Origin of the sequence: Pseudomonas sp. LD120, assembly GCF_009861525.1 — a bacterium.
Classification (GTDB): Bacteria; Pseudomonadota; Gammaproteobacteria; order Pseudomonadales; family Pseudomonadaceae; genus Aquipseudomonas.
In genome coordinates this window covers 602,207-615,942 of record NZ_WVHL01000003.1, presented here as the reverse complement: position 1 = coordinate 615,942, position 13,736 = coordinate 602,207, and the positions used below count along the sequence as shown (strand labels likewise).

11 protein-coding genes are annotated in these 13,736 nt (G+C 59.2%); 6 read left to right on the top strand and 5 right to left on the bottom strand.

From position 1 onward, the window contains the following. Window positions 1-38 precede the first annotated feature (38 nt). From mnmC to PLD_RS09095, 5 genes are all read left to right on the top strand, one after another. Complete coding sequence (gene mnmC / locus PLD_RS09115) at window positions 39-2,015, top strand: bifunctional tRNA (5-methylaminomethyl-2-thiouridine)(34)-methyltransferase MnmD/FAD-dependent 5-carboxymethylaminomethyl-2-thiouridine(34) oxidoreductase MnmC (RefSeq protein WP_159891884.1); 1,977 nt, start codon at window positions 39-41, stop codon at window positions 2,013-2,015. 203 nt (window positions 2,016-2,218) lie between these two features. Further along, entirely contained in the window at window positions 2,219-3,991 is a 1,773-nt protein-coding gene (locus tag PLD_RS09110; RefSeq protein WP_159891883.1) for an N-acetylglutaminylglutamine amidotransferase, read from the top strand. A gap of 3 nt (window positions 3,992-3,994) precedes the next feature. Beyond that, complete coding sequence (ngg, locus tag PLD_RS09105; protein ID WP_159891881.1) at window positions 3,995-5,740, top strand: N-acetylglutaminylglutamine synthetase; 1,746 nt, start codon at window positions 3,995-3,997, stop codon at window positions 5,738-5,740. 125 nt (window positions 5,741-5,865) lie between these two features. After that, window positions 5,866-7,050 (top strand): osmoprotectant NAGGN system M42 family peptidase, encoded by a 1,185-nt coding sequence (locus PLD_RS09100; protein WP_159891879.1) that lies wholly within the window; start codon window positions 5,866-5,868, stop codon window positions 7,048-7,050. 85 nt (window positions 7,051-7,135) lie between these two features. Next, on the top strand, window positions 7,136-7,363 hold the full coding sequence (locus PLD_RS09095; protein WP_159891877.1) for a YheU family protein: 228 nt from the start codon (window positions 7,136-7,138) through the stop codon (window positions 7,361-7,363). A gap of 34 nt (window positions 7,364-7,397) precedes the next feature. Here PLD_RS09095 and PLD_RS09090 read toward each other — a convergent pair whose 3' ends face one another. Together PLD_RS09090 and PLD_RS09085 are read right to left on the bottom strand one after the other, a co-directional pair. Then, complete coding sequence (locus tag PLD_RS09090) at window positions 7,398-7,730, bottom strand: YnfA family protein (protein ID WP_159891875.1); 333 nt, start codon at window positions 7,728-7,730, stop codon at window positions 7,398-7,400. Between the two features lie 64 nt (window positions 7,731-7,794). Then, a complete protein-coding gene (locus PLD_RS09085) occupies window positions 7,795-8,610 on the bottom strand; it encodes an SDR family oxidoreductase (RefSeq protein WP_159891873.1) in 816 nt (271 codons plus the stop codon). 307 nt (window positions 8,611-8,917) lie between these two features. Between PLD_RS09085 and PLD_RS09080 the strand changes: the two genes are divergently transcribed. After that, complete coding sequence (locus tag PLD_RS09080) at window positions 8,918-9,070, top strand: DUF3309 family protein (protein WP_159891871.1); 153 nt, start codon at window positions 8,918-8,920, stop codon at window positions 9,068-9,070. A 182-nt stretch (window positions 9,071-9,252) separates the two neighbouring features. Here PLD_RS09080 and PLD_RS09075 read toward each other — a convergent pair whose 3' ends face one another. The 3 genes from PLD_RS09075 to PLD_RS09065 all read right to left on the bottom strand — a co-directional run bounded on the left by PLD_RS09075 (window position 9,253) and on the right by PLD_RS09065 (window position 13,731). Further along, a complete protein-coding gene (locus PLD_RS09075) occupies window positions 9,253-10,125 on the bottom strand; it encodes a fimbrial protein (RefSeq protein ID WP_159891869.1) in 873 nt (290 codons plus the stop codon). Between the two features lie 103 nt (window positions 10,126-10,228). After that, window positions 10,229-12,760 carry a fimbria/pilus outer membrane usher protein gene (locus tag PLD_RS09070; protein ID WP_256674580.1) on the bottom strand — a complete coding sequence of 844 codons (2,532 nt, stop codon included), beginning with the start codon at window positions 12,758-12,760 and terminating at the stop codon, window positions 10,229-10,231. A 215-nt stretch (window positions 12,761-12,975) separates the two neighbouring features. Further along, entirely contained in the window at window positions 12,976-13,731 is a 756-nt protein-coding gene (locus PLD_RS09065) for a fimbria/pilus periplasmic chaperone (protein WP_218575855.1), read from the bottom strand. Between the last annotated feature and the right edge of the window lie 5 nt (window positions 13,732-13,736).

The following is a 13,736-nucleotide window of genomic DNA, read 5'->3' as shown; positions in this document are numbered from 1 at the left end:
TCGGCTAGAATGGCCGCCTTGCGCCACACGAGCCGACCATGACACCTGAACTGCCCCACGCCCAGCTCGACTGGGACGACCAAGGACGCCCGCGCTCGCGGGTCTTCGATGATGTGTACTTCTCCAGCGAATCGGGCCTGGATGAAACCCGCCATGTGTTCATTGAACAGAATCGCCTACGCGAGCGCTTTGCCGCGCTCAGTGCCGGCGAGCGCTTCGTCATCGGCGAAACCGGCTTCGGCACCGGGCTGAATTTTCTCTGCGCCTGGCAGCTATTCCAGCAGCAGGCACCAGTCGGGGCGCGGCTGCATTTCGTCAGCGTCGAGAAATACCCCTTAAGCCCTACCGATCTGCAGCGAGCCCTGGCCTTGTGGCCGGAACTGGCAAGCCTCACCCAAGCATTGCTCAAGCAGTACGTGGCAGTGCACAGCGGTTTTCAGCGCATCGTCTTGCAGGGCGGACGCGTCACCCTGACCCTGCTGATCGGCGATGCGCTGGAGCAGTTGCCACAACTGGATGCACACATTGATGCATGGTTTCTCGACGGCTTTGCCCCGGCAAAAAACCCTGACATGTGGACCCCCGAGCTGTTCGCCGAACTGGCGCGCCTGGCCGCGCCGGGCTCGACCATCAGTACCTTCACCAGCACTGGCTGGGTACGCCGCCAGTTGAACGCGGCCGGCTTCAAGATGAAACGCACCCCGGGCATCGGCCATAAGTGGGAAGTGCTGCGGGGCGAATTCCTCGGCTGGCCTGAAGAAGCCCCAGCACCGGCCAAAAACAAACCCTGGTTTGCCCGCCCAACGCCACAGGCAAAAACCGCGCTGGTGATCGGCGCCGGGCTGGCCGGTTGCGCCAGCGCCGCCAGCCTGGCCGCGCGCGGCTGGCAGGTGCAGCTACTTGAGCGTCACGGGCAACTGGCCCAGGAAGCTTCGGGCAACCCTCAAGGGGTGCTCTATCTAAAGCTTTCGGCCCACGGCACCGCACTGTCGCAGATGATCCTCAGTGGTTTTGGCTACACCCGGCGCCAGCTTGAGCACCTGCAGCGCGGCCTGGATTGGGATGCTTGCGGTGTACTGCAATTGGCGTTCAACGCCAAGGAAGGCGAACGCCAGGCACAACTGGCCGCAGCCTTCCCCAGCGATTTGCTGCATGTGCTGGATCAAGCACAAGCCCAGACCCGCGCCGGCATCGGCCTGGACCACGGCGGTCTGTTCTATCCCGAAGGCGGCTGGGTGCATCCGCCTGCTCTGTGCCAATGGCAGGCCAACCATCCGCAGATCCAGCGTCTGATGCACCACGATGTACTGGAGCTGCGCCGGGTCGGCCAACAGTGGCAAGCCTGGGACGCGGAGCGGATGCTGGCCAGCGCGGCGGTGGTCATCCTCGCTGGCGCCGCCGAAATCAAGCGCTTTGCGGCCAGCGCCGAATTGCCCCTCAAGCGCATTCGCGGGCAGATCACCCACCTGCCGCAGACCACACAAAGCCAGCACCTGGCCACGGTGGTCTGCGCCGAAGGCTACGTCGCCCCTCCACGCCTGGGAGAGCACACCCTGGGAGCCAGCTTCGACTTCAACAGCACAGACCTGACGCCGACTGCCGCCGAACATGCGGGCAACCTAGACATGCTGCGAGACATTTCCGCCGACCTGCTGCAACGCCTGCACGCCGATCAACTGCCGTTGGAGAGCCTGCAAGGCCGTGCGGCTTTTCGCTGCACCAGTCCGGACTACCTGCCCATCGTTGGGCCACTCGCCGATCAAGCGGCTTTCGCCCAGACCTACGCTGCGCTGGGCAAAGATGCGCGCCAGGTGCCGGACCTGCCCTGCCCTTGGCTTGAAGGCTTGTACATCAACAGTGGCCACGGCTCTCGCGGATTGATCACTGCCCCACTGTCTGGCGAACTGTTGGCCGCGTGGCTGGAAAACGAGCCATTGCCACTGCCCAGGAGCGTGGCCGAAGCCTGTCACCCGAACCGCTTCGCCCTGCGCCGGCTGATTCGCGGCAAGGGCTGAAACAGAGCGGCGGCTCTCCATCTTGAGGGCCGCCAATCAGTGCCAAACCACGTCGTCTGTTGAGCGCCGGACCTCAGAACCGGCCACCCTCTTATAACGTATCGATCTAAAACTCTCAGGTTATGCACAGGTCAGTTCTCTGGTACTCGCTCTTTTGGCGGCTACAGTTTGACTCTCCCCAACGGAAAAACCGGTAAGGACTTATGTGCGGATTAGCTGGAGAACTACGTTTTGATCATCAACCTGCCGATCTGGCAGCGGTTGAACGAATCACCCATCACCTGGCGCCTCGTGGCCCCGATGCCTGGGGCTTTCACAGTCAGGGCCCTATCGCCCTCGGCCATCGACGACTAAAAATCATGGACCTGTCGGACGGTTCGGCGCAGCCGATGGTCGACAACCAACTGGGGCTGTCCCTGGCCTTCAACGGCGCGATCTACAACTTTCCCGAACTGCGCAAGGAGCTGGAAGCCCAGGGTTATGCCTTCTATTCCGGCGGCGACACCGAGGTCCTGCTCAAGGGTTATCACGCCTGGGGTGCCGATCTGCTACCCAAACTCAACGGTATGTTCGCCTTCGCCATTTGGGAGCGCGACACCCAACGCCTGTTCATTGCCCGTGACCGACTGGGAGTCAAGCCCCTGTACCTGTCGCGTACCGATCAGCGGCTGCGCTTCGCCTCGGCCCTGCCAGCCTTGCTCAAAGGCGGCGACATCAACCCGATCCTCGATCCGCTGGCCCTCAATCATTACCTGAACTTTCATGCCGTGGTCCCCGCGCCGCGCACATTGCTGGCGGGCATTGAAAAACTGCCGCCCGCCACCTGGATGCGCATCGAGGCCGACGGCCGCACCGAACAGCAAACCTGGTGGACCCTGCCCTACGGCCCACACGCCGACGAAACCCACCTGACCCTGGAAGACTGGCGCGACCGAGTGCTGGACAGTACCCGTGACGCGGTGGCTATTCGTCAACGAGCGGCGGTGGATGTCGGCGTACTGCTCTCCGGCGGTGTGGACTCCAGCCTATTGGTGGGCCTACTGCGTGAAGTGGGTGTGGAGAACCTTTCAACCTTCTCCATTGGTTTTCAGGACGCCGGCGGCGAACGTGGTGACGAATTCCAGTACTCGGACCTGATCGCCCAGCACTACGGCACTCAACACCACCAGTTGCGCATCGACGAGCGCGAGATCATTGAGCAATTGCCCGCTGCCTTCCGCGCCATGAGCGAGCCGATGGTCAGCCATGACTGTATTGCTTTCTATCTGTTGTCCCGGGAAGTGGCCAAGCATTGCAAGGTGGTGCAGAGCGGCCAGGGCGCCGACGAGTTGTTCGCCGGTTACCACTGGTACCCGCAAGTGGATGGCGCCAGCGATCCCTATGCGGCGTATCGCGACGCTTTCTTCGACCGCAGCTATGACGACTACGCCGCCACCGTGCAGCCTCAGTGGCTGATGGCCCATGATGCCGCCGGCGACTTCGTGCGTGAACACTTCGCCCAGCCCGGTGCCGATGCGCCTGTGGACAAAGCCCTGCGCCTGGACAGCACGGTGATGCTGGTGGATGACCCGGTCAAGCGTGTGGATAACATGACCATGGCCTGGGGCCTGGAGGCCCGCACGCCGTTCCTCGACTACCGCCTGGTGGAACTCTCCGCCCGGGTGCCGGCACGTTTCAAACTGCCAGACGGCGGCAAACAGGTGCTCAAGGAAGCCGCGCGCCTGGTCATTCCCAGTGAGGTCATCGACCGCAAGAAAGGCTACTTTCCAGTGCCAGGCCTCAAGCACTTGCAAGGTGACACGTTGAACTGGGTGCGAGAGTTGCTGCTGGACCCAAGCCAGGATCGCGGCCTGTTCAATCCGGCCATGCTCGACCGCTTGCTTACCGACCCCCAGGGCCAACTCACCCCTTTGCGCGGCTCCAAGTTGTGGCAGTTGGCAGCCCTGAACCTGTGGCTCAGCGAACAAGGAATCTGACCGATGAAAGCTCATGCCACAGCTTACAGCCAGCGCCTGCTGCGCGGTCAAGCGCCATCCTATGAACGCCTGCAGGCTCGCTTCGCCGAAGACGGCAGCGAACCGGGCAACGACCCCATCGCCGTGCATTGCGGCTGGGGCCGACTGCTGATCGGCCACACATTTCCCGACGCCAGCAGCCTCGCCCAAGAGCTGCTCAACGAGCATCCTGGTGAACGCGACATCGCCCTCTACGTAGCGGCGCCGCAGCAAATACTCGGACTGGAACCCACGCAACTGTTTCTCGACCCTTCAGACACCCTGCGCCTGTGGTTCAGCGACTACCGCCAAGCCACCCGGGTGTTTCGCGGCTTTCGCATCCGCAGGGCCCAAAGCGAGTCGGACTGGCAAGCCATCAACCAGCTGTACCGGGCCCGCGGCATGCTGCCGATCGACCCGCAACTGCTGACGCCGCGCCATCAAGGCGGGCCGGTGTACTGGCTGGCCGAGGACGAGGACAGCGGCATGGTGATCGGCAGCGTGATGGGCCTCAACCACCACAAGGCCTACCAGGACCCGGAACACGGCTGCAGCCTCTGGTGCCTGGCGGTGGACCCCGACTGTAGCCGCCCCGGGGTCGGCGAAGTGCTGGTGCGGCACCTGATCGAGCATTTCATGAGCCGTGGCCTGAGCTACTTGGACCTCTCGGTGCTGCACGATAATCGCCAGGCCAAGAACCTGTACACCAAGCTCGGTTTTCGCACCTTGTCGACCTTCGCCATCAAGCGCAAAAACGGCATCAACCAACCGCTGTTCCTCGGCCCCGGCCCCCAGGCAGAGTTCAACCCCTACGCACGGATCATCGTCGAGGAAGCCCATCGCCGGGGCATCGACGTGCAAGTGGATGATGCTGACGCCGGTTTGTTCACCCTCAGCCACGGCGGCCGTCGAGTACGCTGCCGTGAATCCCTCAGCGATCTGACCAGCGCCATCAGCATGAACCTGTGCCAGGACAAAAGCCTGACCCACAAGGCGCTTAAAAACGCTGGGCTGAACCTGCCGGCCCAACAACTGGCAGGCAACGCCGATGACAACCTGGGGTTTCTCGATGAACATGAACGGGTGGTGGTCAAGCCTCTGGACGGCGAACAGGGCCTAGGAGTGGCAGTGGATCTGCGCAGCATCGAAGAGGTCCAGCAGGCCATCGACAACGCCCGCCGGTTCGACACCCGGGTGCTCCTGGAGAGCTTCCACGAAGGCCTGGACTTGCGCATCCTGGTAATCGGCTTTGAAGTGGTGGCAGCTGCCATCCGCCGGCCCGCGGAGATCTTTGGCGACGGCCAGCACTCCGTTGGTGCGCTGATCGAAGCCCGCAGCCGGCGACGCCAGGCGGCCACCGGTGGTGAAAGCAAAATTCCCCTGGACCACGAAACCCAGCGCACCCTGCGCGCCGCCGGCTACGACTACAACAGCATATTGCCCGCCGGCGAGCGGCTGTTTGTCAGGCGCACCGCCAACCTGCATACCGGCGGGACCCTGGAAGACGTCACCGACATCCTCCATCCGACCCTGGCCGATGCGGCCATCCGCGCCGCCCGGGCCCTGGAGATTCCCATGGTTGGACTGGACCTGCTGGTGCCGGCGGCGGACCAGCCGGACTACGTGTTCATCGAAGCCAATGAGCGTGCCGGGTTGGCCAACCATGAACCGCAACCCACTGCCGAACGCTTTATCGACCTGTTGTTTCCCCACAGCCAACCGGCACCTTGACCCATCGCCGGCGACCCGCCTCCTGACCGTCCAGCGGCAGGAGACGGGTTGCCAGTCAGAGCGCACCACTGCCCTTTATGACCTTCATCGAAACCATCGATGGCCGTTTCTCATCAGGAGTTTCCATGACCCGCAAAATGCCCGAACCGGACCTTGCCTACCTGCAGAAAGTTCTCCTGGAAATGCTCGCCATTCCCAGCCCCACCGGTTTTACCGACACCATCGTGCGCTACGTCGCCGAGCGCCTGGAAGAACTCGGCATTCCCTTTGAACTGACCCGACGCGGCACCATTCGCGCCACCCTCAAGGGCCAGAAAAACAGCCCCGACCGGGCCGTCTCGGCGCACCTGGACACCATCGGCGCCAGCGTTCGCGCGGTGAAGGACAACGGCCGCCTGACCTTGGCCCCAGTCGGTTGTTGGTCCAGCCGCTTCGCCGAAGGCAGCCGGGTCAGCCTGTTCACCGACAACGGCGTACTGCGCGGCAGTGTGCTACCGCTGATGGCTTCAGGGCATGCCTTCAACACCGCCGTGGACGAGTTACCCATCAGTTGGGACCACATTGAGCTGCGCCTGGACGCTTACTGCACCACCCGCGCCGACTGCGAATCCCTGGGCATCGGTGTAGGGGATTTCGTCGCGTTCGATCCATTACCGGAATTTACTGACAGCGGTCATATCAGTGCCCGGCACTTGGATGACAAAGCCGGGGTCGCCGCGCTGCTGGCAGCACTCAAGGCCATCGTCGACAGCGGTGAACCCTTGATGATCGACTGCCACCCCCTGTTCACCATCACCGAGGAAACGGGGAGCGGCGCGGCCGCGGCCCTGCCCTGGGACGTCAGCGAATTCGTCGGCATCGACATCGCTCCGGTGGCCCCGGGCCAACACTCCAGCGAACATGCGGTCAGCGTAGCCATGCAGGACTCCGGCGGACCTTACGACTATCATCTGTCCCGCCACCTGCTGCGTCTGGCCGCTGAACATGAACTACCGGTACGCCGCGATCTGTTCCGCTACTACTTCAGCGACGCCCATTCGGCGGTTACCGCTGGACACGACATCCGCACCGCCCTGCTGGCCTTTGGTTGTGATGCCACCCATGGCTACGAACGCACCCACATCGACAGCTTGGCGGCGCTCAGCCGTTTACTCGGCGCCTACATTCTGAGTCCGCCGGTGTTCGCCAGCGATGCGCAACCGGCCACCGGTTCACTGGACCGTTTCAGCCATCAGTTGGAGCACGACACACAGATGGAAAGCGATACTCGGGTGCCGTCGGTGGACAGCCTGGTGGGTCAGAAGTCTTGAACATCGGCCCAGGATTTGTGCTCGCCGTGGCTGGCGGCACAACCCTGGGCACAGTAGCATCCGGGATTGTTTGCCGGAGGCCCCCATGCTGATTCCCCACGACCGACTTGAAGTCGATACCCTGACCCGCCTGATCGAGGACTTCGTCACCCGCGAGGGCACCGACAACGGCGATGAAACGCCTCTGGAAACCCGCGTCCTGCGGGTCCGTCAGGCCCTGAGCAAGGGCCAAGCGGTGATCGTTTTCGATCCGGACAGCGAGCAGTGCCAACTGATGCTCAAGCACGATGTGCCCAAGGAGCTGTTCAACTGATCCTGCATCCGGCCCAAGTCCTTGGGCCGGATGCTCAACCGTTGGAAAAGCGCGGGCCGAACAGAATCACACTGGCCCCGATCACACACAGCAGCAACCCCAGCCAGTCCGCCCCCAGGGGCCGCACCCGCTCCACCACCGCCAACCAGCCGATGGACGCAACGATGTAGATGCCTCCATAGGCGGCATAGGCGCGCCCGGCGTAAGTGGCTTCGACTTTGGTCAGCAGCAAGGCGAACAGGGTCAGACTGATCAGTGCAGGAATCACCCAGAGGGCACTCTTGCCCTGGCGCAACCACATCCAGAAGGCATAGCAGCCGGCGATTTCAAACAGCGCGGCGAGGAAGAACCACAGGTAATTGAGCATGCAAGGTCTCGTCAGGATTGCCAGGTGCCGGCAACCCTAACGAGGCCAAGGGGGTGGAGCAAGCTCAGTGGGCCCCTTGCTTGGCCTTGGCGCGCATCTTGTCGGCCATCAGGGTCATTTCGTCGTACAGCGCCTGAGGGTTTTTCTGCTTCAGGGCCCAAGCCATGCGTCCCTGCTCGTGGGGCAAAATCATGAACTGGCCGGCGTTGACCTGGGTGTGGATGTAATCAGCAATCTGGGCGGCGGTAATCGGCGAGCTTTCCAGCAATTTGCCCACCTGGGCCTTCATCGCCGGGGTCGGGCCACGGAAGGAATCCAGCAGGTTGGTCTGAAAGAACGACGGACAAACCACATGCACGCCGATTTCCTGTTGCGCCAACTCCGCCAGCAGGCTCTCGGACAGCGCCACCACGCCCGCCTTGGCCACGTTGTAGTTGCTCATGGCCGGTCCCTGCATCAAGGCGGCCATGGAGGCGATATTGATGATCTTGCCCTTGCTCTGCTCCAGCAACGGCAGGAAGGCCTTGCAGCCCTTGACCACCCCCATCAGGTTGATCGCGATCTGCCAGTCCCAATCCTCCAGGGACAGCTCGCTGAAGAACCCGCCGGACGCCACGCCAGCGTTGTTGACGATGATGTCGATGCCGCCGAACTTCACTTCGCAAGCCTGGGCGAAGGCGGTCAACTGGCTGTAATCACGCACATCACAACGCTGCACGAAGCCTTCGCCACCGGCTGCGCGTACCTGCTTCAGGGTTTCCTGCAGGCCCGCCTCGCTGACATCGGACAAGGCCAGCCGCCAGCCTTCGCGGGCCCAGCGCAAAGCGATTTCGCGACCCAGGCCAGAGGCGGCGCCAGTGATCATCATGCGATTTTGCATAAAAGTTGCCTTGTTGTTCCGAGGAAGATGGGCCGCAGTGTAGCGAAGGCCCCTGCGCCACCTAGGCACCATCAGGCTGCTGAATGCCCCAGGCAAACCGCTGGCAGGGTAAACGCTGGCGCGCCACCGCAGCGCACCCCATGACAGACGTAAAGGAAATAACCCTGGTAGCGCAATGCATTAAAAAGTTTGGAATTTTCTCGATAGGCGCAGAGTCAGATTTATTAAGCGCCTGGCTTTATGCATAAAGCCAAGTTGTCCTTGAACAACCGCGTTGTTCAACACTATTCAATTTAAGGAAACCACCATGGGCACCATTTTAATCGTTATTCTGATTTTGCTGCTGATTGGCGGCCTGCCGGTATTCCCCCACTCAAAAAGTTGGGGTTATGGCCCTTCAGGAGTTATTGGCGTGGTCTTGGTGGCACTGCTGGTACTACTGCTGCTTGGCAGGATATGAACACTGTAAGCACCGTTCTCTAACGCTCAAGAAAAGTACAAGAGGAGGGATGATCAATGCCTCCTCTTGTTTACGCCTTAGACTCTCTACGAAAGCCACCTGCGGTTCGATCATGCTACGCATTATAAACAAACGGGCGTGTGCGCGAGTTTGATCAGAATGCTCCAACTGGTTTCAATTCTTCACTCATAAAAAAATGTCACAGTTGCGCTGGTCGAAACTTTCCCAGCTTTCACCGGGTTGTTAAATCCTACGTATCCAACGGTGAGTGGAATACTCAGTGTTTCACCATCAACCGTGGTTTGAGAAGTCTTGAACTCCGTTCGGGTACCTAGTTTCTGAAAGGTTTGGCTACTGACATCGCCTTGCAATAAAGCCAGTACCACTCCTTCAGCCATATCAGACCCGCTGTCATTTACTAAAAAATCGCCAGCGCTATTGATGCCGTCAATCCGGTAGGCGACCTTGACGCCTTTGTCACAGCTGAGGTCGATGTTGAAACTTTTCCGACCCATAATTCCAGAGGTCTGGGTAAACATCGACTGGTGTATGTCGGGCAGTCTGATGGTATCGAAGGGTCTGGCAACTTTGCAGCCTCTATTCACTGCAGTGTAAGACACGTTTTGGAACGTTACCTTGTGGGTGAGATGGTTGTGATAGTAGACATCAGCATACTGATTGCCAGAAACCCCCGTCTTGATCTCCCCTATTTTTACCAGCTCGAAGGTGAACTTGTGCAGAGGGGTATATTCCCACGGGCCGATTGTACGTTCATGGCGAACGGCCTGCATGAAGACACCATTCCCCTCATGCCAATAGATACGCATTCCGATGCCTGGTATTCCGGTCTCATACACATTGGGGTAATTCGTCTTCGCAGGGCTATTCCTATAACCGTGGTCGAACCAAATTTTATCGCCAGGAACCCAAGAATGACTGCAGGAAACATTAACTTTTCCTCTGTCGATTTCCTGGGTGTATATCGTGCTACCCAACGGCGCATCACGGGGCGGCCTCATCGCTGCGATATCCTGGCTGGTAATATTGTTCGTCATGGTGCCTCCAGAACACTCGGCCGCCCTGGCTGCTACACACAGCACTAACAAACAAATACCCAGAAAAACTTGAGACAAGGCTCTCCAAGGACTCAGCAAACTATTAAACATCATGATCGTGCCCCTCTTGGGTTTCCAACGACAGTTGGCAAGGCAATTTCAGCACTTCGTAGTACTCATCATCGTTGTCACGTTCATCAGGAGTGATGCTGTAAGACACAGAACAACGTTGGTCCGCTCTTTCGCCCCATTTGACCAACAACTCCCCTTGCCCCTCCACCCCCCTCAAAAACGCGCTGCCACCTTGCCCTACCTGAGTCAAAGTCTCGCCGGCAGCAGTGAGTACTTGAGCGCCCAAAGGAATACGCTCGCCATCGTCGCGCACCAGTTTCAGCAGAATTGGCCGCCCTACCACGGTTGGGTAATGCAGCATGACCACGGCGCCCGCACGCGGTGCTACTTGTTGTGACGTCGTCTCCAGTTCTACATCCCGGGAGGTACCCTTAGGGTCAAGAGCCAGATCGTTTCGACGATAGGGCCTCAGACCGGTGACCACTGCATAGCCGTTGCTGCCGATCTGAGCATTGCCACTGCTGAGCACCTGCGCGCCCTTGGCCCCATTGGCCTCAAGTACGGCGATGGTTTCGCCCTGACTTGCTGTTGCGTTGATCCCGCCAGGGTGGGCTACTAATGTGCCCTGCATCGCCATATTGGCTTGCTGGTAGTTTTCTCCGCGACTGGCGCCAAGGCTGTAGTTCGCATGGGCGGTGTCGTAGCGCAAACTGCCCCCATAGTTACTGCTGTTCTGCCCTTCGTAGCTGTCACGGGAGCCATACAGGCTATAGCCGATATGACCTTGGTCGCCGGCGCTGCCAGTGAGGGTGGTGTTCAGGCTGTGATTGCGATTGCTGTCATAGCTGACGGATGACGTCAGGTACGCGGAGTTGCGCCCCCCCCCCAGGGGCAGGCTGACACTCAACAGATACTGATTATCCATGCGCCCACTGCCGCTGCGGGTACGACTGGCGCTGAGGCTGAAACTGCCCCACCGATAACCATTGGAGTAAGCCAATTGATAGCTCACATCACGACCTTGCTCCTCGCTCCAATAGTCTTGCGCCATACCAGAAAAGCTCAGTTGCCCCAAATGCTCGCCTAGTGGTTGGCTAAGGCTCAACTGCACGCGGCTACGTTGCTTGAACGCTGAGGTTTTCGACCCGCGCTCATGCAAGCGGGCGTAGTCATCAAAGTTCAAGTAGCCCTCACTGGACAGTCGATAAGCCGCCGCGCTGAAGTTGGTATCGGTGGTTTCGATACGCTTGTTGTAGGTCAGTCGCAAACTGCGCCCACTTAGTTGCTCGGTCCCCCCCGAAAGCGAGTCACTCAACCCCGATGCCTGGGAATGGGTTACATCGAGGGCCACCGCTCCGAACCGAGTACTTAATGCCAACCCCCCCTGCAGAGCACGATAATCCTGAGCCAGGATGCTGCCGCCATATCCAGTCAGCAGGTTGGACAAACCGCGCTGATAAGTTGCCTGGATAAATCCAGGGGGGGCATCAAGATTGTCATCCCGATAGCGCCCACCACTGAAACTGAAGCGCGAATTGCCAGGGCGTAGCAGTTGCGCAATCGAGGTGTAAGGAACCACAAAAGTCTTGGTGCGCCCATCGGCTTCGGAAATGGTGACGTTGAGGTCACCGGCGTAGCCGGCGTTGTTCAAGTCGTCGATAGCAAATGGACCTGGAGGCACAGTCGTTTCGTACACCAGGTTCTGCCCCTGGCGAATACTGACTTTGGCAGTGGTATCGGCGACGCCACGAACCACCGGGGCAAACCCGTGCATGGCGTCGGGCAGCATGCGTTCGTCGCTGCTCAGTTGCACGCCGGTGTAAGGGATGCTGTCGAACAGATTGCCGGGCGTATAGAACTGGCCCAGGGTCAATTGCGCCTGGAGAGGCGTCACATCACGCTGTAGATAACTGCTCAGTGCGTTGTACTGGCTGCGCTGGCGGGAGTCCGATTGATCGTTGTAGCTATAGGAGCCGTTGTGCCGCAAGCGCCAGTCTCCAAGGTTAAGCCCAGCATTGAAACCACTATAGAACTGACGATTACTTTGCCCGCGAGAACGGTTGTCGGACAGGTTGTTGCTGTACCCGAGAAACCCCGCATTGACCCCCGAATCCCATTCTGCAGGGGACACGTAGCCACGCTTGATCTGACTCAGGTACAGCTGGGGAATGGACAAATCAGCACGCAACTCCGCCAAGTCCACATCGAAGCGACTTTGCGGTATCAACTCATCAGGCGCCAGACACTCGGCAGCCAAGGCCCTAGCAGCCTGCTCCATTGGCAAGCGGGTAAAGTTCACGCCTAGCTGCTCAAGCACATCAGGCGACAAACAAGGCTTCACCGTCGAACCATCCCCCACAGCCCGGAATCGGATCTCTCGAGATCCCACTGGATTGCGGTTGAGGTAAAGGTCAAGACGGTAGGTGCCGGGAGTCAGAGGGTTACCACGTTCAAACTTGGACAGGTCCACCGACTGCCCACGGCTGTTGCCAAAGAACGCAGGGTTGAAGCGGATCAACTCTTCCGCCTCAGTAGCAGCGCTGAACACCCACGACAGCAGCAAGGTGATGCTGCCCTGAAGAATGCCACTACGTGGAATAAGTCTATCGTTCAGGGCAGTTAATACACGCGCTGGCGGTAAAAATAGCGAACTCGATAAAACAATCATCTAACCTACCCGAACAATCAGTACGGTGGGTCAACTACGAAAAATCCAACATGATCGCTGTTGCGTGAGGCGGGGGTAGTGAACAAAGCGACAAGCGAAATGGACACTGTCTAAAAGTGCAATTTTTTCTCACCGCGCACCGTGGTTCCATAATCATTGATCCACTGGTAAATCACACGCCCATCAATTGCGGAGGAAGTCAGCGCCTGATCCAAGGCAAAATCAGTAGTCGATTTTGGCGCCAGCATGTGACTCTGGACTTCGAAACTACGACCGTCCTTGAGCTTTATTTCCACCGAGCTAAAAGATACATAAAAAGCTCCATCGTTACGCACTTTCAAAACACTAGAGCTGCCAGATTTAGCCAAACTCCATTGCAGGTTTTCTGCGCTTTCAACTGGACTTCCTGGCAGATTCGCTGGGCGAAAGAACAACTTAAGGCGAGTACGAAACGCCATCTGCATGTGATTATTTGCCTGTTCTGAAGGCAACGGTGGTACATCCAGAACATTGAGCCAGAACACCGACTCGCGATCCTTGGGAATTTCTGCCCCCGGTGTATGAGCAATTCGTAAAGACTGCCCCTTACCTTGATTGATCCGGGCAATAGGTGGCGTTACCACGAAGGGCACATCCACATCATCGGGCTTGGCATCAACGTTGCCATCATCGATCCAAGCCTGGACCAACGCTGGCTGCGATCCCGAATTACTCAATCGAAGGGAGATCTCACGCTCAAAGGCCGGATAGATAAGCCGTGTGCTGTCAACCACCACGCTGGCTGTAGCAGACATAGGCAACAGAAGGCATGCACAAACGCACACAAGTCGAGAAAGGGTACGAAGTAGCATTAACTCAATACTCATCAGAT